Consider the following 24,612-nt stretch of genomic DNA (forward strand, 5'->3'; position numbering starts at 1 on the left):
GGGAGCGGACGGCGGCATCGGTCAGGTGGTGGGGTGGGGCGCCGCGTGCGCGGCCGGCGTCAGACCGCCGAGCCCGCCTTCCACTGCTCCCAGCTCATGTTCCAGCCGTTGAGGCCGTTGTCCGGGGCGATGGTCTTGTCGCCGGTGTTCTGGACGACGACCACGTCGCCGATGATCGAGTTGTCGTAGAACCAGGCGCCCGGCGTGCTCGGGTCGTTCGCGCCCTTGGTGTCGGACAGGCCCACGCAGCCGTGGCTGGTGTTGGCGCTGCCGAAGATGGACTTGGCGCCCCAGTAGTTGCCGTGGACGAAGGTGCCGGAGGTGCTCAGACGCATGGCGTGCGGCACGTCCTTGATGTCGTACTCGCCCTTGCCGTCGTCGTCGGTGAAGCCGACCGTCGCGCCGTTCATCCGGGTCTCCTTGAACTTCTCGGAGATCACCATCTGGCCCTCGTACGTCTTGTTGTCGGGCGAACCGGCGGAGATCGGGATGGTGCGGACGGTCTTGCCGTCCTGCGTGACCTTCATCTGCTTGGTCTCGGCGTCGACGTACGTCACCTGGTTGCGGCCGATCTTGAAGGTGACCGTCTTCTGCTGGACGCCGTAGACGCCCTCGGCGCCCTCGACACCGTCGAGCGCCAGCTTCAGCGTGACGGTGGACTCCTCCTGCCAGTACTCGTCGGGCCGGCAGTCCATGCGGTTGGCGTTGAACCAGTGGCAGACGACCTCCTGGCCGCTGCTGCTGGTGACGGTGACGCCCTTCTGCACCTCGGCCTTGTTGGTGATGGCCTTGTCGAAGTTGATCGACACCGGCATGCCGACGCCGACGGTGGTGCCGTCGTCCGGGGTGAAGGTGCCGATGAAGCTGTTGTCCGGGGCGACCGTGGTGAACGAGGCGTTCTCGTGGGCGGCGCGGCCCTCGGAGTCCTCGGCGGTGGCCGACAGCTTGTAGGTGGTGGCGCGCTCGAGCTGGGCGCTGGGCTTCCAGCTCTTCTTGTCGGCGGATATCTCACCGGCGACGGCGGTGCCGTCGGTGGTGGTCATCTTCACCTCGGTGAGCGTGCCCTTGGCCACGGTCACGGCGGCGGAGTTGTTGATGGAGGCGTTGTTGGAGCCGTCCTTCGGCGTGATCTTGATCTGCGCCTCGGAGGTCTTCTTCGCCGCCGCCTCGTCGACCTGGGCCTGTGAACCGCCCTTGTCGCTGTCGCCCGAGGCACCGTCGTCGCCGCCGGAACACGCCGAGAGCACCAGCACTCCGCCGAGCAGAGCGGACGCGGCCGCCAGACCCCTGCGCCGCTTACCGTCCGTCATCACACGCTTCTCCATCGTTGCCGAATCCCAACCCCACGAGGCCTCGTCGCGAAGACGAGGGACCCCGTCCACAACCTTCAACGCTACGACCGGGTGCTCCCGTTCCCCATGACCCGCGGGTGTGGGGCTCGCCACGTCCGCCGGGCGGACGGCGAGGGTTTCCGGTCGGCGCTCCGCCGCTTGAGACGTCAGGACCCCGGTGGCGGTTGCCGCCCGGGGTCACGATTTCCCCAAAACGCCTCAGCCGGCCCGCCCCGCCCCGTCCTCGTCACAGGGCTCGTCGTCATCGTCCTCGTCGAGGTCCCACTCCGACGAGTCGGGGTCGTAGTCGATCTCCTCGCCGCTCCAGGAGGCCTGGAGCAGCTCCACGCCCGGCACTTCGCCGAGCAGGGCGAACGGGTCGACGAGCTGGGCGAGGGCCTCCGCGGTGTCCTCCGCCACAGCGCTCTCGGCGTGTACCCGTTCCTCGTCCGGCATGCCGCCGTCCTCCGCGATCCTGCTCAGCGCGGCCCCGGTCACCGCCTCCTCGTCGTCGATCTCGAGGACGAGTTCCACGCGAAGCCGTACAAACCGTGATGTCTCTGGGGTGCTCATGCCCGGAGCGTACGGCCCCGGGCCCCCGTGACTTTCCTGTGACCCGCGATTTTCACTAACATCTGCCCACACGGCCAATTCGCCAGCGCCACAAGGGGATCGATATTCCGTGTCTTCCGCGCTCCGTCCGTTGCTGACCGCCACCGCCGCGGGCACCCTGCTGTGCGCCCTGTGGTTCGTCCCGTCCGCGAACGCGACCTCGAACACACCGGTGGCCGACACGGTCTCGGCGAGTCCGTCTCCGCAGGTCACACAGCAGGCGAGAGTCGTGTCGACGTCCGTCGGCGACACGGGGGAGGACGTCCGCCTCGCGGACACCGGCAGCTTCGACAGCACCCCGTACATCGCCGGCGGCACGACCTGCCTCGCCCTCGGCGCCGGTTTCGTCGTCTACTCGGTGCGCCGGGAACGCCTGGGTCTGTGACGTCCGTACCGGGACCCGGCGGAACGGCCGCCGGGCCCCGGACGGTTCAGTTCAGCGGTCCGGTGACCGTCTCCACGGCCGCGACCAGCCGCCCGTCCCGCACGAACGCCTCCGCCGCCGCGAGGTCGGGAGCGAGATAGCGGTCCGCGCCGGGCCCGCCCACGCCCGCCTCCCGTACGGCCGTGACGACCGCCCTCGTGGCCGGCGCCGGGGTCAGCCCCTCGCGCAGTTCCACGGCCCGGGTGGCGGCGTACAGCTCGACGGCGACGACCCGGGTGAGGTTGTCGACGGCCGTACGCAGTTTCCGCGCCGCCGACCAGCCCATGGAGACGTGGTCCTCCTGCATCGCGGAGGACGGGATGGAGTCCGCCGACGCCGGTACGGCGAGCCGCTTCAGCTCGCTGACCAGGGCGGCCTGCGTGTACTGGGCGATCATCAGCCCGGAGTCCACGCCGGCGTCGTCGGCGAGGAAGGGCGGCAGCCCGTGGCTGCGGTTCTTGTCCAGCAGCCGGTCGGTGCGGCGCTCGGCGATGGAGGCGAGGTCGGCGACGGCGATGGCGAGGAAGTCCAGGACGTAGGCGACCGGCGCCCCGTGGAAGTTTCCGTTGGACTCCACCCTGCCGTCGGGCAGCACCACGGGGTTGTCGACGGCGGCCGCGAGTTCACGCTCGGCGACCAGCCGGGCGTGCGCCAGGGTGTCCCGTCCGGCGCCGGCGACCTGCGGGGCGCAGCGCACCGAGTAGGCGTCCTGGACGCGGGGAGCGTCGTCCTGGTGATGCCCCGTCAGCCCCGAACCCTTGAGCACGGCCAGCATGTTGGCGGCACTGGCGGCCTGGCCGGGGTGCGGGCGGATGGCGTGCAGCTCGGGGGCGAGCACCTTGTCGGTGCCGAGCAGCGCCTCCAGGCTCAGGGCGGCCGTAACGTCGGCGGACTTGTACAGGAGGTCCAGGTCGGCGAGGGCCATGACCAGCATGCCGAGCATGCCGTCGGTGCCGTTGAGGAGGGCGAGCCCTTCCTTCTCGCGCAGTTCGACGGGCCGGATGCCGTGCTCGGCGAGCAGTTCACCGGCCGGCCGCACGCTGCCGTCGGGGCCCTCCGCCTCCCCCTCGCCCATCAGCGCGAGGGCGCAGTGGGACAGCGGGGCGAGGTCGCCGGAGCAGCCGAGGGAACCGTACTCGTGCACGACCGGGGTGATCCCGGCGTTCAGCACGTCGGCCATCGTCCGCGCGACCTCGGGCCGGACGCCGGTGCGTCCGGAGCAGACGGTCTTCAGCCGCAGGAACATCAGCGCCCGTACGACCTCCCGCTCCACGCGGGGCCCCATCCCCGCGGCGTGCGAGCGGACGATGTTGCGCTGCAACTGGGCACGGAGCTCGGGGCTGATGTGCCGGGTCGCCAGGGCGCCGAAGCCGGTGCTCACCCCGTAGACGGGGTCCGGCTTGGCGGCCAGGGCGTCCACGATCCCGCGGGCCGCGGTGAGGGCGGCCACCGCCTCCGCGGACAGTTCGACGCGGGCACCGCCGCGCGCCACGGCGAGCACGTCGGACGCGGTCACGCCAGAGGCCCGCCCGTCTCCCACCACCACCCTTTCAAGGCCGCGCTGCGCGCCTTTCCGATTCACCACAGTGTGCATATCCATATTCAGGAGCGTACGCAGTGAATTCAATGATGTCACCACCGGACTCCCGCCTCACCCCTTACCGACAGCTCACGCGCTACGGCGAATGCCGCCCCCGGAACCGACGCCGCTCCCCGTCCGCCGCCCGCGACGGCTCGTCCGCGAGCCGTACGACGGGATCGTCCGGCCCCTCCCGCCCGGCCACGACGGGATGCGCGGCACGCTCGGCCTTGGCCCGGTACTGCGCCGCGTCGGCCAGCCGGAACAGCCGCCGGGCGGAGTGCACCGGCCCGACGGGATCCTCGGTGGACGCCACCCCGCAGGCGACACCGTCCCCGATCCCCAGCTCCACGGCCCGCCGGCACACCTCGTCGGCCGCCTTGACGACCTCGTCGGCCGGCGGCCCCACCACCAGCAGACAGAACTCGTCCCCGCCGAGCCGCGCCGCCAGGGCCCCCGGCAGCATGGCCCCGCACAGCGACAGCACGGACCCGAACCGCTCCAGCAGCCGGTCCCCCACGGCATGCCCCAGCGTGTCGTTGACCCGCTTCAGCCCGTTCAGATCGCACACCACGAGGCTGACGACGGCCCCGTCGCGCCGGTGCCGCTCCACGGCCTCGTCGAGCCGCGCGTCCACGGCACGCCGGTTGGCCAGCCCGGTCAGCGAGTCCGTGTACGCCAGCCGCCGGGCCTCCTCCAGCCGCTCGGTCTGCGCGATCCCGGCGGCCACGACGGCGGCCAGGACCATCGCGAAGTCGGCGTCGTCCCGTCCGAAGACGGGCGCACCGGCCGGCCGGGCCACATACAGTTCGCCCCAGGCCCGCCCGTGCAGCACGATCGGCGCGACCACACAGCACCCGCGCCCCCGCCGCCTGAGCGCGGCCACCCGCTGGTGGCAGTACCCGGAGCGCCCCGCCGAGGGTCCCTCGGCGGTCTCCACCCACGCGTCGGGCTCACCGCCCCCCGCCCACCGCTCGTGCAGGAACTCGGTGATCTCGGCGAACTGATACACCGGATACGACTCGTCCTCCGGGAACTCCTCCTCCCCCTCGGCCAGCTCCCCGACGTTCACCAGAACCCGCAGCCGCCCCAGCTCGCGCTCCCACACCGACAGCGCGGCGAAACTCCCGCCCAGCGCCCGGCAGGCCCCGCCGGCCGCGGCCCGCCAGGCGTCCCGCGAACCGTGCGCGGCGGCCATGCCCTGGGCCAGCGCCACCACAGCCGCCAGCCGGCTCTCCTCACCCATCCCTCCAGGTTAGGAAGATTCAGGACCGATCGTGACATTGAGGGAGCGAACGGGGCCCGCCGGCCCGCTACTCCCCGGGCCACTCCGGCCTGCGCTTCTCGTTGAAGGCGGCGACCCCCTCCGCCCGGTCCCCCGAGAACGCCACCGATCGCCAGGCGGCGTCCTCGACCTCCAGCCCGGCGGACAGGTCCAGCCCGTGCCCGAGCCGCAGCGCCCGCTTGGCCGCCCGCAGCCCCACCGGCGAGTTCCCGGCGATCCGGGACGCCAGGGCGAGCGCCTCCTCCCGGTCCCGCCCCTCCTCCACCAGCTCGTCGACCAGCCCCAGCTCACGGGCCTCGGCGGCCTCCACCCGGCGTGCCGTGAAGATCAGCTCGGCGGCTCTGGCCGCTCCCACCCGCCGGGGCAGCAACTGTGTACCGCCTCCGCCCGGAATCACCCCGACCGACACCTCGGGCAGCCCCACGACCGCCGTACGGTCGGCGACGATCACGTCGCACGACAGGGCCAGCTCGAACCCGCCGCCGAGCGCGAACCCGTGCACCGCCGCCACCGTCGGCACGGGCAGTTCGAGCACCCCGGTGTACGCCCCGCGCGCCACGGGCCGCTGACGCACCAGATCGGCGTCACTGAAGGAGTTGCGCTCCTTCAGATCGGCCCCCACGCAGAACGCCCGTTCGTGCGAGGAGCTCAGCACCACCACCCGTACACTCCGGTCCTCCCCCAGCGCCGCACAGGCACCGGCGATGGAGCGGGCCATCCCGGTCGACACGGCGTTCATGGCCCCCGGCCGGTCGAGGACGAGCTCCGCGACATGCCCCCGATCGTGCCGGCGCACCAGCACGAACTCCCCGAACCGTTCCTCACTCATCGACATCCTCCGGTTAACGCGGGTTAACTTTCGCTCGTCCCGATCATCGCAGCCCACGCCCACCGGGGAAAAGGGCGCACGCCCGGTTCCCTTGTCACCCCCCGGCCACCCGTTCGAGTGACATCGCTCCGGCTCCCCGCCCGACCCCTCGCGGGAGCGCATAACGTGCGCACACCGCGGCACGCCGGAGGCGCGCACGCAGGGGAGGGGATCGCGATGACACCGACCACACCGGCGGAAGAGCCACCGGCAGGCACCTCCCGCCCCCGGGGCCGCCACCGCAGGCCCCGCTCCCGCAAGGTCCTGCTGGCCGCGGGGAGCCTGGCCGTGACCGCGAGCGCCGTGACCCTGATCCGCCTGACCGCCCCCCAGGGCGGCGGCACGGACATCGGCACGGAGGCCGGCCCCCGCACCATCCCCCGCACCGGTGCCGGCACCGGCACCGGCACCGGCACCGGCACACCCACCGCTTCCCCGGCCGCGCCCGGGGCCGTCACCCCCACCCCCGAGGCGAGCCCGTCCTCCCCCACGGCGCTGGGCGGCAAGGACCCGACCCCGCTCACGGCGCCCGAGCCGCCGGCGTCGGCCCGGCCCGCCACGACCGTCCCGGACGCGGAGGACACGTCGGAGGACACGGCGGACACCCCGACCGCACCACCCGCCACCGCGCCCGCGACCACCAGTGGACCGCATTCACCCACGCCCCGGCAGCCCCCGCGCAACACGCCGGAACCGCCCCCGTCGGCCCCCCACGACCCGCCGCCGCCACAGCCGGACGACCGCACCCCGGACCCCCGTCCCGGCCTGTGCGTACCGATCATCGGCATCTGTGTGGGCGGTCGGGGTTAGGACGGGACGGAAGCCCCGTTCCGGCGCGTGAGCAGCCAGGGCTCCACCACGCCCAGACCACGCACGGGCCGCTGCCACATCGGCTGGAGCGCGAACCGGTAGCTCGGCGGCTCCTCGCCCTCCTTCTCCGCCGCGGCCACCGCCTCGGCCGCCGCCGCCTCGGAGGCGGGCGCGTCACCGGTACGGATCAGCTCCTCGGCGAAGGCGCTGTCGACGAGCACGGCGTCGCGCGGCGCTATGGACGTGAGCCGGGAGGCCAGGTTCACGGTCGTACCGAACACATCGCCCATCCGGGTGGTCACCGTGCCGAACGCCATGCCGACCCGCAGCTCCGGCATGGTCTCGTCGTTCGCCATGGTCTCGATCAGCCGCATCGCGATGTCCGCGGCCGTACCGGCGTCGTCGGCGGCGTAGAGCACCTCGTCGCCCAGCGTCTTGATGAGCCGCCCGCCACGCGCGGCGACCAGATCGGCGGCGGTGGTCTCGAAGGCCTCGACGAGCTCGCCGAGCTCCTCTTCCTCCATCCGCCGGGTCAGCCGCGTGAACCCCACGAGGTCCGCGAAGGCGACGGCGAGCCGCCGGTCGACCATCTCCTCGTCGTCGGCGCCCTGCACGACCCGCCCGGCCGACGCGGCGAGCTGCCGCCGCCAGACGTAGACGAGGAACTCCTCCAGCTCGGGCAGGAGCAGCTCGACGATCGGATACGTCACCTCGGTACGGGTCATGCCCGGCTCGGGCGGCTCGGTCAGCCCCTCCAGGAAGGAGTCGATCTGCCACTCGGCCAGCCGGGCGGTGGTCTGCCCGGTGGACCGCGCCACCTGTACCGCCATGGCCTCGCTCAGCAGGCCCGCCTCCACCAGACCGGCGAGCCGGCGCAGGGCGAGTACGTCCGCCTCGGTGAGGGCCTTGGCCTGGCCCACGTCGGCGAAACCCATCGCCCGCCAGAAGCGGGTGGCCAGCTCCATGGTGACGCCGGCGCTGCGGGCCGCCTGAAACGGTGTGTAACGGCGCTCGGCGCCCAGGATGAGCTGTTCGAGGCGCAGGGCAAGCGGATCCTCGCCGGCGCCCTGCGCGTCCGTGGAACCCGAGTCGTCGACGGTCACGCGTGCCCTTCCGATCTGCCATGGCCAGGTATCGACCGGGCTCAACTCTACGGCAGGTGTGCGCCAGCTCACTCCGTTCGGTCGGGCCGCGGGGTGAGGCCCTGGGGGTGCGGCAACCCCCGCCGAATGCGTGGCTTCACCTCGCGCGCAAGTGGACGATGTCGCCCGCGCCCACCGGTTCCTGAACGCCCTCCCCCGTGGCCAGCACCAGCCGCCCGTCGCCGTCCACCGCGACCGCCTCCCCCACCAGTTCCCGGTCCCCCGGCAACTCCGCCCGCACCACCCGCCCCAGCGTCGCGCACCCCGCCGCATACGTCTCCTGCAGGCCGCTCGCCCCCGGGTCGCCCCCCACCGCCCGCCACCGCCCGTACCAGTCCTCCAGCGACCGCAGCACCCCCCGCAGCAACGGATCCCGATCCGTACTCGCCGCCCCCGCCAACGCCAGCGACCCCGCGGTCGGCACCGGCAGCTCGTCGTCCCGAAGGCTCACATTGATCCCGACGCCGATCACCACCCCGTCGTCACCGGCCCGCTCCGCCAGGATCCCCCCGGCTTTGCGCTCCTCTCCCCCCACCGTGACCAGCAGATCGTTGGGCCACTTCAACGCCGTGTCGACGCCCGCGGCCCGCGACAGCCCGGTCGCCACCGCCACACCCGTGAGCAGCGGCAGCCACCCCCACCGCGCCACCGGCACCTCGGCGGGCCGCAACAGCACGGAGAAGAACAACCCCGACCGAGCCGGCGCGGTCCACCGCCGGTCGAGACGCCCCCGCGCGGCGGTCTGCTCCTCGGCGACCAGGACGGCACCTTCCTCCAGCCCGCCCGCGTCGGCACGGGCCACGAGGTCGGAGTTGGTGGACCCGGTGCGCTGCACCACGTCCACCTGCGTCCACAATCCGCCCGCGCGCACCAGCCCTCGCCGCAGACCGACAGCGTTCAACGGCGGGCGGCCGAGGTCGGACCAACGTCCCGAACCCGGCTCGCTGTGTCCGTCGGGCGTACCTTCAGCATGGGGTGTCATGCGACCCACACTAGGTTTGACACCCTCCGCCCCGCACAGGGGACGGATCCCGGCTCCGAGGACTGAGGCTCACGGTCGACTCTTCGAGGATCTCCTTCCCTCGTCTGTGAAGGGGAAAGCGGTGTGGGAAACACCGCACTGCCGATCGGAAGGCCCCCTACTACGCTACGGATGAGTAACCGTCCCCCCTTTTGAGCAGGCAGGGAGCCGCATCCCGATGTCCGAGCCGGAAGAGCAGCAGCCTGACATTCACACGACCGCGGGCAAGCTCGCGGATCTTCAGCGTCGCATCGACGAGGCGACGCACGCCGGCTCCGCACGCGCCGTCGAAAAACAGCACGCCAAGGGCAAGCTGACGGCCCGTGAGCGGATCGACCTCCTGCTCGACGAGGGGTCCTTCGTCGAACTCGACGAGTTCGCCCGGCACCGCTCCACCAACTTCGGCCTCGACGCCAACCGTCCCTACGGCGACGGTGTCGTCACCGGTTACGGCACCGTCGACGGCCGCCCGGTCGCCGTCTTCTCCCAGGACTTCACCGTCTTCGGCGGGGCGCTGGGCGAGACGTACGGGCAGAAGATCTGCAAGGTCATGGACTTCGCGCTGAAGACCGGCTGCCCGGTCATCGGCATCAACGACTCCGGTGGCGCCCGCATCCAGGAGGGCGTGGCCTCGCTGGGCGCGTACGGCGAGATCTTCCGCCGCAACACCCACGCCTCCGGCGTGATCCCGCAGATCAGCCTGGTCGTCGGCCCGTGCGCGGGCGGCGCGGTCTACTCCCCCGCGATCACCGACTTCACGGTCATGGTCGACCAGACGTCCCACATGTTCATCACCGGCCCGGACGTCATCAAGACGGTCACCGGCGAGGACGTCGGCTTCGAGGAGCTCGGCGGCGCCCGCACCCACAACACCGCGTCCGGCGTGGCCCACCACATGGCCGGCGACGAGAAGGACGCGATCGAGTACGTCAAGCAGCTGCTGTCGTACCTGCCGTCGAACAACCTCTCCGAGCCCCCGGCGTTCCCGGAGGAGGCGGACCTGACGGTCACCGACGAGGACCGCGAGCTGGACACGCTCGTCCCGGACTCGGCGAACCAGCCCTACGACATGCACACCGTCATCGAGCACGTCCTCGACGACGCCGAGTTCTTCGAGACCCAGCCGCTGTTCGCGCCGAACATCCTCACCGGCTACGGCCGTGTCGAGGGCCGGCCCGTCGGCATCGTCGCCAACCAGCCGATGCAGTTCGCCGGCTGCCTGGACATCACCGCCTCCGAGAAGGCGGCCCGCTTCGTGCGCACCTGCGACGCCTTCAACATCCCGGTGATCACCTTCGTCGACGTCCCCGGCTTCCTGCCCGGCGTGGACCAGGAGCACGACGGCATCATCCGCCGCGGCGCCAAACTGATCTTCGCCTACGCCGAGGCCACCGTCCCCCTCATCACGGTCATCACCCGCAAGGCGTTCGGCGGCGCCTACGACGTCATGGGCTCCAAGCACCTGGGCGCCGACCTCAACCTCGCCTGGCCCACCGCCCAGATCGCCGTGATGGGCGCACAGGGAGCGGTCAACATCCTGCACCGCCGCACCATCGCCGAGTCGGACGATCCCGAGGAGACCCGCGCGCGGCTGATGCGGGAGTACGAGGACGCCCTCCTCAACCCCTACGTCGCGGCCGAGCGCGGCTACGTCGACGCGGTGGTCATGCCGTCCGACACCCGCCGCCACATCGTCCGGGGCCTGCGTCAGCTGCGTACGAAGCGGGAATCCCTGCCCCCGAAGAAGCACGGCAACATCCCCCTCTAAGGAGCCGACGTGATCAAGGTCGTACGGGGCAACCCCACCCCGGAGGAGCTGGCCGCCGCACTGGCGGTGGTCCGGGCGCGCGCCGCGGCGGCGTCAGCCGTACCGCCCGGCGCGCCCACCCCCCGCGACTCCTGGTCCGACCCGTCCCGGATCGCGGCCCACGGCGTCCCGCACCCGGGCCCGACATCGTGGACGCGCACGTACTGGCCGAGCTGAGCCGCAGCCGGCCTCAGGGGCGCGAGGCCGTGCCCGTGTGCGGCTCCGCCGCGCGGACGCACGGTGGAACAACGCGGGGCGCCGATTTGAGTACGCCTACTCAGGCGCCCCGCCCTGCCGGGCCGCACGCTGGTGGCATGCTGTGGTCCGACCCGGAGAACGAACCGCCCGAAGAACTGCGTGACATGCAGAGCATGCTGCGGAGGCTGAGCGTTCTCCTGGCCATGGCCATGGTGCTGGCGATGCTCGTGATCGGCGTGCGGTGATGCGGCCCGGCTCAGGTGACTAACCTGAGGGCATGACTGCTCAGCGCCGCAGGCGACTCGTGCTCGCTTCCCAGTCCCCCGCCCGGCTCGGGCTGCTCCGTCAGGCCGGGCTGGATCCCGAGGTGATCGTCAGCGGGGTCGACGAGGACGCCGTCACCGCCCCCACCCCCGCCGAGCTGGCGCTCGCCCTGGCCGAGGCCAAGGCGTCCGTCGTCGCCGCGAAGCCCGAGGTCAAGGGCGCACTGGTGATCGGGTGCGACTCGGTCCTGGAACTGGACGGCCAGGCCCTCGGCAAGCCCGCGGACGCCGAGGAGGCCACCGCGCGCTGGAAGGACATGCGGGGACGCGCGGGGACGCTGCAGACCGGCCACTGCGTGTACGACACCGCCAGCGGCCGTTACGTCTCCGCCACCGCCTCCACCGTGGTCCGCTTCGGCGATCCCACCGACGAGGAGATCGCCGCCTACGTGGCCTCCGGCGAACCGCTCCACGTCGCCGGGGCGTTCACCCTGGACGGCCGCTCGGCCCCGTTCATCGACGGCATCGACGGCGACCACGGCAACGTCATCGGCATCAGCCTGCCCCTGGTCCGGCGTCTCCTCGCCGACCTGGGTGTCGGCATCACGGAGCTGTGGGCGCGGCCGGAGGCGTGACCGGCGAGCCGTCACCGCCGGCGCCGCTCCCGGGAGCGGCACCGGCCGGCTGCTCCGGACGGCCGTCGTACGTCATCAGCAGCAGCACGATGAGCGCGAGCACGACCACCATGCAGAGGAACGCGGGCGGGCCGACCAGCCCCCATGTGAGCGCGCCCAGCAGCGCGTGCACCACCGCCGCGCTGATCAGCAGTACCCGGCCGAGCCCGGCGGGCGCCCGGTCGCGCAGGGCGACCAGCAGGGCCACCAGGCCGCACAGCGCGAAGTAGAGCCCGAAGACGATTCCGCCGATCTTCGAGGACGTCGACATCATGTCCGGGTCGAGACCGGCCAGCGACATGTCCTGCCGGTCGACGACGGAGGCCAGGATCCAGTTCAGCGCCGCTATGCCGAGCGCCTCCGCGAACAGTACGAGCGCCACGACCCACGCCACCGGTCTGCGCACCACCGGCCCCACCCACTTTCGAGCACGCTTGTGGTTACCCCGAGTATGTTCGGGCCGACGCGAAGGCTACTAACGGGTAAACCTCGGTACAAGGGTTCTGCGTAGGGCAAAGAATCATTGGGCCATTCGTAGGGACTCCACAAAGAAACGGAGTGGGCCGCAGCACGCTCTCACAGAGACCTTGACCACACAGGACGGCTAGGGTTTCCGGGAGGAGTCCTGCGTACCGAGGTGCGACAAGGGCTTTCGCGGGTCGAGCGAGCCTCGTATCACGCTCCGTGTGGGCAAGCTCACCAGTGGGGACGGGTCGAAGTGCCGTGTCGGCAGTCCCTAAACTCGGCTTGTTTCAAGGAGGGAGCCTCAATCGTGCGCAAGGTGCTCATCGCCAACCGTGGCGAAATCGCTGTCCGCGTTGCCCGGGCCTGCCGGGATGCCGGAATCGCGAGCGTTGCCGTCTATGCCGACCCGGACCGGGACGCTCTGCATGTCCGCGCCGCGGATGAGGCGTTCGCCCTGGGCGGTGACACTCCGGCCACCAGTTACCTCGACATCGACAAGGTGCTGAAGGCCGCGAAGGAGTCGGGCGCGGACGCCATCCATCCCGGCTACGGCTTCCTCTCCGAGAACGCGGAGTTCGCCCAGGCGGTGCTGGACGCGGACCTGATCTGGATCGGGCCGCCGCCGCAGGCCATCCGTGACCTCGGCGACAAGGTCGCCGCCCGGCACATCGCGCAGCGCGCGGGCGCGCCGCTGGTGGCGGGTACGCCCGATCCGGTGAGCGGCGCCGAGGAGGTCGTGGCCTTCGCGGAGGAGCACGGGCTGCCGATCGCCATCAAGGCCGCCTTCGGTGGTGGCGGACGTGGTCTGAAGGTCGCGCGGACGCTGGAGGAGGTGCCGGAGCTGTACGACTCCGCGGTGCGCGAGGCGGTCGCCGCCTTCGGCCGCGGCGAGTGCTTCGTCGAGCGCTACCTGGACAAGCCCCGCCACGTGGAAACGCAGTGCCTGGCCGACAAGTACGGCAACGTGGTCGTGGTCTCCACCCGTGACTGCTCGCTGCAGCGGCGGCACCAGAAGCTGGTCGAAGAAGCGCCCGCCCCCTTCCTGTCGGACGCCCAGATGGAGGAGCTGTACTCCGCCTCCAAGGCGATCCTGAAGGAGGCCGGCTACGTCGGCGCGGGCACGGTGGAGTTCCTCGTCGGCCTGGACGGCACGATCTCCTTCCTGGAGGTCAACACGCGCCTGCAGGTGGAGCACCCGGTGACCGAGGAGGTCGCCGGCATCGACCTGGTGCGGGAGATGTTCCGCATCGCGGACGGTGAGGAGCTGGGGTACGGCGATCCGGTGCTGCGGGGTCACTCGTTCGAGTTCCGCATCAACGGTGAGGACCCGGGGCGGAACTTCCTGCCGGCTCCCGGCACCGTCACCCGTTTCGACGCGCCGTCGGGGCCGGGTGTGCGGCTGGACGCGGGCGTGGAGTCCGGTTCGGTCATCGGCCCGGCGTGGGACTCGCTGCTGGCGAAGCTGATCGTCACCGGGCGCACCCGCAAGGAGGCGCTGGAGCGGGCCTCCCGTGCGCTGGAGGAGTTCCAGGTCGAGGGCATGGCCACGGCCATCCCGTTCCACCGCGCGGTGGTGAAGGACGCCGCGTTCGCGCCCGAGCTCACCGGTTCGGCCGAACCGTTCACGGTGCACACGCGGTGGATCGAGACGGAGTTCGTCAACGAGATCAAGCCGTTCGCCGCCGCGGTCGACGCGGGGGCGGAGGAGGAGGTCGACCGCGAGACGGTCGTCGTCGAGGTCGGCGGCAAGCGTCTGGAGGTCTCGCTCCCGGCCTCGCTGGGCATGTCCCTGGCCCGCACCGGGCTGGCGGCGGGCGCGAAGCCGAAGCGGCGCGCGGCGAAGAAGTCCGGCCCGGTGGCCTCCGGCGACACCCTCGCCTCCCCGATGCAGGGCACGATCGTCAAGCTCGCCGTGGAGGAGGGGCAGGAGGTCCAGGAGGGCGACCTGGTCGTCGTCCTGGAGGCCATGAAGATGGAGCAGCCCATCAACGCCCACCGCTCCGGCACCATCAAGGGCCTGAGCGCGGAGGTCGGCGCCTCCATCACCTCCGGCGCGGCGATCTGCGAGATCAAGGACTGACACGTCCGACGCCTGCGGCGTCACGTCCAGGGTGACCCGGGCCGCGCCGCAGGCCCCCGCTCTCCGCGAGCAGTCATGTCTTCCCCGGTGCCTCAAGAGCCTGGGAGGTACTCCCAGGCGGCACAGGTGGGCGCGACGGCGCCCCGCGTCGGTGCGGGCCGCGCGGACACTCCCGGCCCGCACCGACGCGGGACGCCTTGCAAGCCCCCGGGGCAGACCTCGTCAGCGCCTCCGCAGATCCGCCACCCGCGCCCGCTCAGCCCCCTGCGCCGACTCCGCCGCCCCCAGCGCCACAGCCGTACGCAGCCCTCCGGGCCCTTGCCGACGCGGCCCGGGAAGAGGAACGTCCCGGCGCTGGCGCCCCGCCGAGCCCCCCTCACCCCCCGCCCCCGCGACGGCGATCTGCACGCCCTGATCGGCCAGCGCCTGCAACTCCGTTGCCGCCCGGTCGTCGTGCCCGGCCGGCTCATCGGTCACCAGCCGCGTGATCAGATCCGTGGGCACCGTCTGGAACATCGTGTCCGTACCGAGCTTGGTGTGGTCCGCGAGGACCACCACCTCCGCCGCGGCCTGCACCAATGCCCGGTCGACCGACGCCGACAGCATGTTGGACGTGGACAGCCCGCGCTCGGCGGTGAGGCCGCTCCCGGAGAGGAACGCCCGGGACACCCGCAACCCCTGCAGGGACTGCTCGGCACCACTGCCCACCAGGGCGTAGTTCGAGCCGCGGAGCGTACCGCCGGTCATCACCACCTCCACCCGGTTGGCGTGGGCCAACGCCTGGGCGACCAGCAGGGAGTTGGTGACGACCGTGAGGCCGGGCACCCGGGCCAGCCGGCGGGCCAGCTCCTGCGTGGTGGTACCCGCGCCGACCACGATGGCCTCGCCCTCTTCCACGAAATTCGCGGCGAGGTCGGCGATGGCGGTCTTCTCGGCGGTCGCGAGATGTGACTTCTGCGGAAAACCGGACTCTCGCGTAAAACCGCCCGGCAGTACCGCACCGCCGTGCCGGCGGTCGAGGAGTCCTTCTGCCTCCAGCGCGCGCACGTCCCGCCGTACGGTCACTTCGGAGGTCTGGACGACGCGGGCGAGCTCACGGAGCGACACGGCCCCGTTCGCTCGCACCATTTCGAGGATCAATTGGCGACGTTCTGCAGCGAACACGAAACTGACAGTAACGCCAGCGACCGTCTGCTTTCAGCAGTTTGCGCTGAATAGCAGAAGTTGTTCGCACGGCCCCGCACCAAGTGGTATAGGGCCGTCGTTCCGGGCCGTCAGACCTCCTCGCCGGCCTTCCGCGTGTGCAACTGCCGTGCCACCTCGGCGATCGAGCCCGACAGCGAGGGGTAGACCGTGAAGGCGTTCGCGATCTGTTCCACCGTCAGATTGTTGTCGACCGCGATCGAGATGGGGTGGATGAGTTCCGAGGCGCGCGGCGCGACGACCACGCCGCCCACCACGATGCCGGTGCCGGGACGGCAGAAGATCTTGACGAAGCCGTCACGGATGCCCTGCATCTTCGCGCGCGGGTTGCGCAGCAGCGGCAGCTTCACCACACGGGCGTCGATCTTGCCGGCGTCGACGTCGGCCTGGGAGTAGCCGACGGTGGCGATCTCGGGGTCGGTGAAGACGTTCGACGAGACCGTCTTCAGGTTCAGCGGGGCCACCGCGTCGCCCAGGAAGTGGTACATGGCGATACGGCCCTGCATCGCCGCCACGGAGGCGAGCGCGAAGACGCCGGTGACGTCACCGGCGGCGTAGACGCCGGGGGCCGTCGTCCGGGAGACCTTGTCGGTCCAGATGTGGCCGGACTCCCGCAGCCTGACGCCGGCCTCCTCCAGGCCCATGCCCTCGGAGTTCGGGATGGCGCCCACGGCCATCAGACAGTGCGAGCCGGTGATGACGCGGCCGTCGGCGAGCGTCACCTCCACCCGGTCCCCGACCCGCTTCGCGGACTGGGCCCGCGAGCGCGCCATGACGTTCATCCCGCGGCGGCGGAAGACGTCCTCCAGCACGGCGGCGGCGTCCGGGTCCTCGCCCGGCAGCACCCGGTCGCGCGAGGACACGAGCGTCACCTTCGACCCGAGCGCCTGGTAGGCACCGGCGAACTCGGCGCCCGTGACACCGGATCCGACCACGATGAGCTCCTCGGGGAGCTCGTTCAGGTCGTACACCTGGGTCCAGTTCAGGATCCGCTCGCCGTCGGGGCGGGCGTCCGGCAGCTCGCGCGGGTGCCCGCCGGTCGCGATCAGTACGGCGTCGGCGGTGAGCGTCTCCTCGGTCCCGTCCGCGGCGCGGACGACGACCTTCCGCGATCCGTCGAGCGCCTGCATGCCCTCCAGCCGGCCCCGCCCGCGCAGCACGCGCGCGCCGGCCCGGGTCACGGACGCGGTGATGTCGTGGGACTGGGCCAGTGCGAGCCGCTTCACACGGCGGTTGACCTTGCCGAGGTCCACGCCCACCACCCGGGCGGCCTGCTCCATGGGCGGGGTGTCGTCGGCGACGATGATGCCCAGTTCCTCGTACGAGGAGTCGAAGGTGGTCATCACCTCGGCCGTGGCGATCAGGGTCTTGGACGGCACGCAGTCGGTGAGCACCGACGCCCCGCCCAGGCCGTCGCAGTCGACGACGGTCACCTCCGCGCCGAGCTGTGCGGCGACCAGCGCCGCTTCGTATCCGCCGGGTCCGCCACCGATGATCACGATCCGAGTCACGTACTCCATTGTCCCGCACACTTCACCGTGCGACCGCCCGGGGGCCTCGGCCGTGGCCCCCCTGTTACCGGAGTGGGCCCGGTTCCGGCTGCCGTACCCTTCCCCCATGTCGCTCTACGCCGCGTACGCCGGCAATCTCGACGCGCGGCTGATGTCCCGCCGCGCCCCGCACTCGCCGCTGCGTGCCACCGGCTGGCTGAACGGGTGGAGACTGACGTTCGGGGGCGAGCACATGGGCTGGGAGGGCGCGCTGGCCACGCTGGTCGAGGACCCGATCTCGGCGGTCTTCGTCGCCCTCTACGACATCGCCCCGATGGACGAGGAGTCCCTGGACCGCTGGGAGGGCGCGGGCGGCCTGGACCTCTACCGCCGCACCCGGGTGCGTGCGCACACCCTGGACGGCGAGGAGCCGGCCTGGACGTACGTCCTCAACAGTTACGAGGGCGGCCTTCCCGCGGCCCGCTACCTGGGCGGGATCGCCGACGCGGCGGAGTCCGCGGGCGCGCCCCACGACTATGTGATGGAACTCCGCAAGCGCCCCTGCTGACCCCTTCGCGTGCCCCCGCGCGGGAAACGGCAAGACAACGATCGCAAACCCATCCACTCCGATATCTACGCGCGTAGGCGATTACCGGCTACCCTCATCGCGTGAACGCTTCTCTTCTTCCGGACGACATCCAGGGCGACCCGTACGCCGCAGCCGACGCCGCCGCCGCGCGCCTGCGCGAACTCACCGGCGCCGAGACCCACGACGTCGCCCTCGTGATGGGCTCCGGCTGGGCCCCGGCCGTGGACGCCCTCGGCACGCCCGAGGCCGAGCTCCAGGTCACCGAGCTGCCCGGCTTCCCGCCTCCGGCGGTGGAGGGCCACGGTGGCAAGATCCGCTCGTACGCCATCGGTGCGAAGCGGGCCCTGGTGTTCCTGGGCCGTACGCACTACTACGAGGGACGCGGGGTCGCCTCGGTGGCCCACGGCGTCCGTACGGCCGTGGCCGCGGGGGCGAAGACGATCGTCCTGACGAACGGCTGCGGGGGTCTGCGTGCGGGCATGCGCCCCGGTCAGCCGGTCCTGATCAGCGACCACATCAACCTGACGGCGACCTCCCCGATCGTCGGCGCGAACTTCGTCGACCTCACCGATCTCTACTCGCCCCGCCTGCGGGCGCTGTGCAAGGAGATCGACCCCACGCTGGAGGAGGGCGTCTACGCGCAGTTCCCCGGCCCCCACTACGAGACTCCGGCGGAGATCCGGATGGCCCGGGTGATCGGGGCGGACCTGGTCGGCATGTCGACGGTCCTCGAGGCCATCGCCGCGCGTGAGGCGGGGGCGGAGGTCCTGGGCATCTCCCTGGTCACCAACCTGGCCGCGGGGATGACGGGCGAACCGCTGAACCACGAGGAGGTCCTCCAGGCGGGCCGGGACTCCGCGACACGGATGGGGTCCCTGCTGGGACAGGTGCTCGGCCGCCTGTAGGCGCCGGCCCGCTTTTCCGGGGTGCGGTGCGCCGATGCCTCCCGGCTCACGCCGTTCCGGTGCCTTGCGGGGTGCCCCGTGCTGGTGGGGGTCGGGGGTTGCGCGGCCCGTACCCCCACCGAACCCGCAGGCATGAAAACCTGACAGACGACCAACGAGAGAGGCCGACCGACCGTGCAAGACGACGCCCTCACCGCACAGGCCCAGGCGTGGCTCGCCGAGGACCCCGACCCGGACACCCGCGAGGAACTCGCCCGCCTCATCGACGCCGGCGACCACACCGGGATCGCCGCCCGCTTCAGCGGCACCCTCCAGTTCGGCACCGCCGGTCTCCGGGGCGAGCTCGGCGCGGGCCCGATGCGCATGAACCGCTCCGTCGTCATCCGCGCGGCCGCCGGCCTCGCCGCGTATCTCAAGAAGCACGGCCACACCGACGGCCTCGTCGTCATCGGCTACGACGCCCGCCACAAGTCCCGTGACTTCGCCGAGGACACCGCCGCCGTCATGACCGGCGCAGGTCTCAGGGCGGCCGTACTCGACCGGCCCCTCCCCACCCCCGTCCTCGCCTTCGCCATAAGGCACCTCGGCGCCGTCGCCGGAGTGGAGGTCACCGCCAGCCACAACCCGCCCCGCGACAACGGCTACAAGGTGTACCTCGGCGACGGCTCCCAGATCGTCCCCCCGGCCGACGCGGAGATCGCCGCCGAGATCGGGGCCGTGGCCTCGCTCACCACGGTCCCCCGCCCCACCGAAGGCTGGGAGACCCTCGACGACACCGTCCTGGACGCCTACCTCGCCCGCACGGACGCCGTCCTGTCCAAGGACTCCCCCCGCACCGCCCGCACCGTCTACACGGCGATGCACGGCGTCGGCAAGGACGTCCTCCTCGCCGCCTTCGCACGGGCCGGCTTCCCGCAGCCCGTCCTCGTCGCCGAGCAGGCCGACCCCGACCCGGAGTTCCCGACCGTCGCGTTCCCCAACCCGGAGGAGCCGGGCGCGATGGACCTGGCCTTCGCGAAGGCCCGGGAGACCGACCCCGACCTGGTCATCGCCAACGACCCGGACGCCGACCGCTGCGCCGCCGCGGTCAGGGACGGCGCGGACTGGCGCATGCTGCGCGGCGACGAGGTCGGCGCCCTGCTCGCCGCCCACCTGGTCCGCCGCGGAGCGACCGGCACGTTCGCGGAGTCGATCGTCTCGTCGTCCCTCCTCGGCCGCATCGCCGGGAAGGCGGGCCTCCCGTACGAGGAGACCCTGACCGGCTTCAAGTGGATCGCCAGGGTGGAGGGCCTCCGCTACGGCTACGAGGAGGCCCTCGGCTACTGCGTGGACCCGGACGGCGTACGCGACAAGGACGGCATCACGGCGGCCCTCCTCCTCACGGAACTGGCGTCCGGACTGAAGGCCGAGGGCCGCACCCTCCTCGACCTCCTCGACGACCTCGCCGTCGAGCACGGCCTGCACGCCACCGACCAGCTCTCGGTCCGTGTACAGGACCTCGGTCTGATCGCCTCCGCGATGCGCCGCCTGCGCGACCGGCCGCCCACGGAGCTGGCCGGCCTGCGCGTCACCGAGGCCGAGGACCTGACCCGGGGCACGGCGACCCTCCCGCCCACCGACGGCCTCCGCTACACCCTGGACGGCGCGAGGGTCGTCGTCCGCCCCAGCGGCACGGAACCGAAGCTGAAGTGCTACCTGGAGGTGGTGGTCCCGGTCGCGACGAGGACCGGCCTCCCCGAGGCCCGCGCGAAGGCGACGGCACTCCTCGCGAGGATCAAGCAGGACCTGTCCGAGGCAGCCGGCATCTGAGGGAACCGTTCCTAATCAGTGAGCAGGAGTGAGTCTTGGACCCATTCCTGCACGCTGCGGACATCCCGAACGATGTTGGATGTCCTGGTCGCCCGCGTACGCGCCGCGTCCGGCGGCACGGATCGTGTCCGTGGTCCGAGGATGCGGGGGCGGGGTCCCTCACGCCCGAGAGTGTCCGGTCCGGCCTGGACGGTCCGATGCCCGTGCACATCGCTCTGGTGTGCACGGGGCGGTGTCGTCCGTCGCCGGATCGGGTGTCCCTGGGCGCGTCGTCCGATCGCGATGCTCGCGGCATCGTGCCGGGTGGTCTTACGGGTGGGGCCGGTCGTGGGTTTTTGCCAGTGCTGGGCGCCCCACTTGCTGGTGTAGGCGGGGTCCACGGCGATGATTGCGATATCTGTGGCGTCGGCCATGGAGGTGAGCCGGGCGCGGAGCCTGCCGGTCGGCATGCCGGAGATCAGCTGCCTGAATCGGCACTTGCGCCCGTGCTTCTCTCTGGTCTTCTCGGCCTGGAAGTCGAGGTCTTCGACCGCGATGGCCTTGACGCCGCAGGTTTTGGCCCAGTGCAGCAGCCGCGTGAGGGCGTGCCGTACCTGGGCGTCGCGGTGCTGGGTGTTGCCGGACAGGTCGTAGAGGAACCGGCGCGGCCGGCCGGTCGGGTTGCCGTGCGTGTCCAGGCGCCATGCGGCGAGGTGGTCGGCGTTGGTGTCCACGCCGATCACGCCAACGGCGAGGGCAGCTTTCAGTGGGATGGTCCTGGCGGGTGGGATCTGCCAGGAGGCGTCCACATACCAGCGTCCGCGCCTGGTGTCGTAGTGGATGCGGTAGGCCACCGCCCGGTTGGCCTCCACACGGTCGGCCCACTCCTGCCCCCGGTGAGGGAACCGCACCTGCGCGGCGAGTACGTACCGGCCGTGCCTGGCGTTCGCCAGGCCGGCGAGCGGGGCCGGGAGCTTGATCGACACTTCTCCCTCGGGCGTGATGCGGATCGTCTCGTTGCCGAACCTTTTGCCCGACTCGCCGTCCGCCTTCAGGAACCAGCGCCCGGCTTCCCACCGCTCACGCCACTCGGCCTCGGCCAGTTCCGCCTTGTCGAGGTGGTGGCGGGTGCCCAGCAGACGTTTGCCGCCCCGCACGACATGCACCCGTCCCGCTTCCCGGTCGGCCCGGACCCGGTGGAGCCGGTCCTCCAGCACCTGCAGGCGGCGTGTCTTGTTAAACCACTCGTGCGCGCAGCGGTAGCCGCCGGGAGCCCGCTTGGTGCCCTTCTGGCCGACCGGCAGCGACAGCCGGTGCCGGATCGTCGTGATACCGGCCTCGAGGGACTGCGCGTGTGCGGCCTGGCCGCGCCGGGCGAGCGCCCACTGGTCATGCGTGGCCTTCGTGATCGACCCGGCCCACCGGGACGACGACTGGGCCGTCAGGTTCCTCTTACGGGCCGCCCATGACTCGGTCGAGTGCTCCAGGCCGTCCACGCAACGCGCTTTGAGGTCCTTCGCGGCGAGCGAGCCCAGGTGCGCACCCACCAGGCGCAGAACCTTCTCGTCCTCGGCCGTGAGCTCCTTGAGCCTGGTACGTACCGCCACACCGGACGGTCCGAGAGCGACGAACGGCGCGGCGATCGGGCGGAGGTCAGCCATGTTCGGCGGCTTCCAGTGCCTTGCGGGCACGGTTCTCCGCCGACCTGCGCCCATACAGGCGGGCGCAGAACGAGGTCAGCACCTCCACCATGTCCCGCACCAGGTCGTCTTCGGCCTCACCCTCGTCCAGCACCAGCAGGCGACGGCCCGTCGCGGACAAGGCGGCCTCGACAAGCCCGACGTTCATCCGGCCGAGCCGGTCCTTGTGCTCGACCACCACACAGGTCACGTGCGGGTCGGCCAGCAGACGCCGGGCCTTGGAACGGCAGCCGTTCATCCCGGAAGCGATCTCCGCCTCGACACGAACGACCCGGTGACCGGCCTTGACCGCCCACGCCGACAACCGAGCCACCTGGCGTTCCAGATCACTCTTCTGCTCGTGCGAGGACACACGGGCATACAGGCCCAGACCGCCGACGGCCCCGGGTGTGGTGTTCGCGTCGATGTTCACCAGGATCGTGCGCGGCCCGACCCGCTGAGCCGGTACCGGCAACGTCCCCTCACGGAACCAGCGATACGCGGTCTGCGGATGCACGCCCTGCGTCTTCGCCCACTCCGTCAGATTCACGCTCTCACAACGACACTCACTCATACATGGTTACGCTCACTCACCCGACTGCGAGGACCAGCAGGTAGAGACCCCGCGTGGGGCGAGCCCGCTCGCCCCACGTCACCCCCTCACCCCACGGCCAGCAGCACCGCCAGCAGCACCGCCCCCGCGACGGCCGGCGCCGCGATCTCGTAGGCCCACCGCACGGTCACCTCACCCTGCGCGGCCTCGGCACCCTGCCGCCGCTCGTGCAGTTCACGCATCTCGCCCATCGCCCGGTCGCTCTCGTGCTGCCGGGGCTCCTCGACGGCGCCCCCCGCACCGCGGCCGCCCTTGAGCTCGGCCCGCGCGGCGGCCCGCGCCTCCTGCCGGTTCGCCTTGCTGCGGGCCCGCAGCGACACCGGAAGGGCCCACAGCTGGTACTTCGCACCGGACTCGGTGAAGACCTCGTTGGTGAAACCGGACCGCAGCGAGGTGACCTGTCCCCAGGGCAGCACGATCACGCGGAACGGGTTGCGGACGCGCAGCCGGTCGTCGTTCACGTACACGGCGGGGCGCAGGGTGTAGGCGACGATCAGCGGTACGAAGAAGAGCATCGCGGCGAGGGCCAGCCACGGGGTGCGGCCCTCGCCGGCGAACACCGCGTCGACGCCGAGCCATCCGATGACGGCGAGCAGCAGCACACCGCCGACGATGCCCGCGGGCGAGCGGTAGATGCGGTCCTTGTACTGAGGTGCCGCAGACCCGGTCGGCCTCGTGGGCTCCGGGTCGGACGACTGGTGCTCGGGGGACGTCATGCTCCCGATTCTGCACGACGCCTCCGGGGAGGTCGTACGCGGTGGAAGCCGTACGCGGTCCACCACGGGGCTGTACAGCCGCTACGCGCGTAGATATGCTCGTCTGGTGACCATGCCCACCACTGCACCAAACGCTCTCAGCGACGTCACCGCGTCCGACAGCACGCTGCGCCGTTTCCTCCACGGGCTGCCCGGCGTCGACGCGGTCGGCCTGGAGGCGCGCGCCGCCTCCCTCGGCACCCGTTCGATCAAGACGACCGCGAAGGCGTACGCCATCGACCTCGCCATCTCGATGGTCGACCTGACGACGCTGGAAGGCGCGGACACCCCGGGCAAGGTCCGGGCGCTCGGCGCGAAGGCGGTCCGCCCCGACCCGACCGACCGCACCACGCCCGCCACGGCCGCGGTCTGCGTCTACCCCGACATGGTGGCCACGGCGAAGGAGGCCGTCGCCGGCTCCGGCGTCAAGGTCGCCTCCGTCGCCACCGCCTTCCCGGCCGGCCGCGCCCCGATCGCCGTGAAACTGGCGGACGTCCGCGAGGCCGTCGCCGCCGGTGCGGACGAGATCGACATGGTCATCGACCGCGGGGCGTTCCTCGCGGGGAACTACATGAAGGTGTACGACGAGATCACCGCCGTGAAGGAGGCCTGCGGGACGAACGCCCGCCTCAAGGTCATCTTCGAGACCGGCGAGCTGTCGACGTACGACAACATCCGCCGGGCGAGCTGGCTCGGCATGCTGGCCGGCGCGGACTTCATCAAGACCTCGACCGGCAAGGTCGCCGTCAACGCGACCCCCGCGAACACCCTCCTCATGCTGGAGGCGGTCCGCGACTTCCGCGCCCAGACCGGCGTCCAGGTCGGCGTGAAGCCGGCCGGCGGCATCCGTACGACGAAGGACGCCGTCAAGTTCCTGGTCCTGGTCAACGAGACCGCGGGCGAGGACTGGCTGGACAACCACTGGTTCCGCTTCGGCGCCTCCTCGCTGCTGAACGATCTGCTGATGCAGCGTCAGAAGCTGGCCACCGGCCGTTACTCCGGCCCCGACTACGTGACGGTGGACTGATCAC

General features: G+C 71.6%; 24 protein-coding genes. 11 read left to right on the top strand and 13 right to left on the bottom strand.

All coding sequences use genetic code 11. The annotated features are described in order from the left end of the window. Window positions 1-59 precede the first annotated feature (59 nt). Together ACFV5H_RS32030 and ACFV5H_RS32035 are read right to left on the bottom strand one after the other, a co-directional pair. Entirely contained in the window at window positions 60-1,310 is a 1,251-nt protein-coding gene (locus ACFV5H_RS32030; protein WP_385058468.1) for an Ig-like domain-containing protein, read from the bottom strand. Between the two features lie 240 nt (window positions 1,311-1,550). Next, window positions 1,551-1,904 carry a hypothetical protein gene (locus ACFV5H_RS32035; RefSeq protein ID WP_385058467.1) on the bottom strand — a complete coding sequence of 118 codons (354 nt, stop codon included), beginning with the start codon at window positions 1,902-1,904 and terminating at the stop codon, window positions 1,551-1,553. 109 nt (window positions 1,905-2,013) lie between these two features. Here ACFV5H_RS32035 and ACFV5H_RS32040 point away from each other — a divergent pair, with 109 nt between their 5' ends. Further along, window positions 2,014-2,328 (top strand): LAETG motif-containing sortase-dependent surface protein, encoded by a 315-nt coding sequence (locus ACFV5H_RS32040; RefSeq protein ID WP_385058466.1) that lies wholly within the window; start codon window positions 2,014-2,016, stop codon window positions 2,326-2,328. A gap of 46 nt (window positions 2,329-2,374) precedes the next feature. Here the strand turns inward: ACFV5H_RS32040 and hutH are convergent, their stop codons facing one another. From hutH to ACFV5H_RS32055, 3 genes are all read right to left on the bottom strand, one after another. Continuing rightward, window positions 2,375-3,967 (bottom strand): histidine ammonia-lyase, encoded by a 1,593-nt coding sequence (gene hutH / locus ACFV5H_RS32045; protein WP_385198394.1) that lies wholly within the window; start codon window positions 3,965-3,967, stop codon window positions 2,375-2,377. Between the two features lie 76 nt (window positions 3,968-4,043). After that, a complete protein-coding gene (locus ACFV5H_RS32050; protein WP_385058462.1) occupies window positions 4,044-5,192 on the bottom strand; it encodes a diguanylate cyclase domain-containing protein in 1,149 nt (382 codons plus the stop codon). A 67-nt stretch (window positions 5,193-5,259) separates the two neighbouring features. Further along, window positions 5,260-6,060: an enoyl-CoA hydratase/isomerase family protein gene (locus tag ACFV5H_RS32055; RefSeq protein WP_385058460.1), complete on the bottom strand. Its 801-nt coding sequence runs from the start codon at window positions 6,058-6,060 to the stop codon at window positions 5,260-5,262. 216 nt (window positions 6,061-6,276) lie between these two features. Here ACFV5H_RS32055 and ACFV5H_RS32060 point away from each other — a divergent pair, with 216 nt between their 5' ends. Further along, window positions 6,277-6,909: a hypothetical protein gene (locus ACFV5H_RS32060; RefSeq protein WP_385198396.1), complete on the top strand. Its 633-nt coding sequence runs from the start codon at window positions 6,277-6,279 to the stop codon at window positions 6,907-6,909. On the opposite strand, the gene ACFV5H_RS32065 is transcribed toward ACFV5H_RS32060, so the two are convergent. Together ACFV5H_RS32065 and ACFV5H_RS32070 are read right to left on the bottom strand one after the other, a co-directional pair. Continuing rightward, window positions 6,906-8,012: an adenylate/guanylate cyclase domain-containing protein gene (locus ACFV5H_RS32065; RefSeq protein WP_073932146.1), complete on the bottom strand. Its 1,107-nt coding sequence runs from the start codon at window positions 8,010-8,012 to the stop codon at window positions 6,906-6,908. The genes ACFV5H_RS32060 and ACFV5H_RS32065 overlap by 4 nt on opposite strands. Window positions 8,013-8,148: 136 nt before the next feature. Further along, the gene (locus tag ACFV5H_RS32070; RefSeq protein WP_385058458.1) at window positions 8,149-9,033 is read right to left on the bottom strand and encodes a biotin--[acetyl-CoA-carboxylase] ligase; all 885 of its coding nucleotides are present in this window, start codon (window positions 9,031-9,033) and stop codon (window positions 8,149-8,151) included. Between the two features lie 217 nt (window positions 9,034-9,250). Between ACFV5H_RS32070 and ACFV5H_RS32075 the strand changes: the two genes are divergently transcribed. The 4 genes from ACFV5H_RS32075 to ACFV5H_RS32090 all read left to right on the top strand — a co-directional run bounded on the left by ACFV5H_RS32075 (window position 9,251) and on the right by ACFV5H_RS32090 (window position 11,975). Further along, window positions 9,251-10,840: an acyl-CoA carboxylase subunit beta gene (locus ACFV5H_RS32075; RefSeq protein WP_385058457.1), complete on the top strand. Its 1,590-nt coding sequence runs from the start codon at window positions 9,251-9,253 to the stop codon at window positions 10,838-10,840. A 9-nt stretch (window positions 10,841-10,849) separates the two neighbouring features. Next, a complete protein-coding gene (locus ACFV5H_RS32080) occupies window positions 10,850-11,056 on the top strand; it encodes an acyl-CoA carboxylase epsilon subunit (RefSeq protein ID WP_385058455.1) in 207 nt (68 codons plus the stop codon). Window positions 11,057-11,193: 137 nt separating this feature from the next. Continuing rightward, on the top strand, window positions 11,194-11,322 hold the full coding sequence (gene mmpB / locus ACFV5H_RS32085) for a morphogenic membrane protein MmpB (RefSeq protein WP_258039556.1): 129 nt from the start codon (window positions 11,194-11,196) through the stop codon (window positions 11,320-11,322). A 32-nt stretch (window positions 11,323-11,354) separates the two neighbouring features. Beyond that, window positions 11,355-11,975, top strand: coding sequence for a Maf family protein (locus ACFV5H_RS32090; RefSeq protein ID WP_385198397.1), 621 nt, complete (start codon window positions 11,355-11,357; stop codon window positions 11,973-11,975). Here the strand turns inward: ACFV5H_RS32090 and ACFV5H_RS32095 are convergent. Continuing rightward, window positions 11,944-12,423, bottom strand: coding sequence for a hypothetical protein (locus ACFV5H_RS32095; RefSeq protein WP_385198398.1), 480 nt, complete (start codon window positions 12,421-12,423; stop codon window positions 11,944-11,946). The two genes, ACFV5H_RS32090 and ACFV5H_RS32095, sit on opposite strands and share 32 nt — an antisense overlap. A 363-nt stretch (window positions 12,424-12,786) precedes the next feature. Between ACFV5H_RS32095 and ACFV5H_RS32100 the strand changes: the two genes are divergently transcribed. Continuing rightward, on the top strand, window positions 12,787-14,559 hold the full coding sequence (locus ACFV5H_RS32100) for an acetyl/propionyl/methylcrotonyl-CoA carboxylase subunit alpha (RefSeq protein WP_385058450.1): 1,773 nt from the start codon (window positions 12,787-12,789) through the stop codon (window positions 14,557-14,559). Window positions 14,560-14,781: 222 nt separating this feature from the next. On the opposite strand, the gene ACFV5H_RS32105 is transcribed toward ACFV5H_RS32100, so the two are convergent. Both ACFV5H_RS32105 and ACFV5H_RS32110 read right to left on the bottom strand, forming a co-directional pair. Further along, entirely contained in the window at window positions 14,782-15,699 is a 918-nt protein-coding gene (locus ACFV5H_RS32105) for a DeoR/GlpR family DNA-binding transcription regulator (RefSeq protein WP_383461927.1), read from the bottom strand. A gap of 134 nt (window positions 15,700-15,833) precedes the next feature. Further along, the gene (locus tag ACFV5H_RS32110) at window positions 15,834-17,381 is read right to left on the bottom strand and encodes an NAD(P)H-quinone dehydrogenase (RefSeq protein WP_385058936.1); all 1,548 of its coding nucleotides are present in this window, start codon (window positions 17,379-17,381) and stop codon (window positions 15,834-15,836) included. On the opposite strand from ACFV5H_RS32110, the gene ACFV5H_RS32115 reads away from it, so the two are divergent. The 3 genes from ACFV5H_RS32115 to ACFV5H_RS32125 all read left to right on the top strand — a co-directional run bounded on the left by ACFV5H_RS32115 (window position 17,380) and on the right by ACFV5H_RS32125 (window position 20,555). After that, the gene (locus ACFV5H_RS32115) at window positions 17,380-17,820 is read left to right on the top strand and encodes a gamma-glutamylcyclotransferase (protein WP_385058935.1); all 441 of its coding nucleotides are present in this window, start codon (window positions 17,380-17,382) and stop codon (window positions 17,818-17,820) included. The two genes, ACFV5H_RS32110 and ACFV5H_RS32115, sit on opposite strands and share 2 nt — an antisense overlap. 101 nt (window positions 17,821-17,921) lie before the next feature. Next, the gene (locus ACFV5H_RS32120) at window positions 17,922-18,746 is read left to right on the top strand and encodes a purine-nucleoside phosphorylase (RefSeq protein ID WP_073932136.1); all 825 of its coding nucleotides are present in this window, start codon (window positions 17,922-17,924) and stop codon (window positions 18,744-18,746) included. A 174-nt stretch (window positions 18,747-18,920) separates the two neighbouring features. Continuing rightward, window positions 18,921-20,555: a phospho-sugar mutase gene (locus ACFV5H_RS32125; RefSeq protein ID WP_385058928.1), complete on the top strand. Its 1,635-nt coding sequence runs from the start codon at window positions 18,921-18,923 to the stop codon at window positions 20,553-20,555. A gap of 11 nt (window positions 20,556-20,566) precedes the next feature. Here the strand turns inward: ACFV5H_RS32125 and ACFV5H_RS32130 are convergent, their stop codons facing one another. The 3 genes from ACFV5H_RS32130 to ACFV5H_RS32140 form a co-directional block, all read right to left on the bottom strand. Further along, on the bottom strand, window positions 20,567-22,195 hold the full coding sequence (locus ACFV5H_RS32130) for an IS200/IS605 family accessory protein TnpB-related protein (protein ID WP_385198399.1): 1,629 nt from the start codon (window positions 22,193-22,195) through the stop codon (window positions 20,567-20,569). After that, entirely contained in the window at window positions 22,188-22,763 is a 576-nt protein-coding gene (locus ACFV5H_RS32135) for an IS607 family transposase (protein ID WP_385198400.1), read from the bottom strand. The genes ACFV5H_RS32130 and ACFV5H_RS32135 overlap by 8 nt, the downstream gene beginning before the upstream one ends. A 110-nt stretch (window positions 22,764-22,873) precedes the next feature. After that, window positions 22,874-23,542, bottom strand: coding sequence for a PH domain-containing protein (locus ACFV5H_RS32140; RefSeq protein WP_385198401.1), 669 nt, complete (start codon window positions 23,540-23,542; stop codon window positions 22,874-22,876). A gap of 112 nt (window positions 23,543-23,654) precedes the next feature. Between ACFV5H_RS32140 and deoC the strand changes: the two genes are divergently transcribed. Further along, entirely contained in the window at window positions 23,655-24,608 is a 954-nt protein-coding gene (gene deoC / locus ACFV5H_RS32145; protein WP_385057923.1) for a deoxyribose-phosphate aldolase, read from the top strand. The last annotated feature ends 4 nt before the right edge of the window (window positions 24,609-24,612 follow it).

This window comes from Streptomyces sp. NPDC059787 (assembly GCF_042732315.1).
GTDB classification, from domain to species: domain Bacteria; phylum Actinomycetota; class Actinomycetes; order Streptomycetales; family Streptomycetaceae; genus Streptomyces; species Streptomyces atrovirens.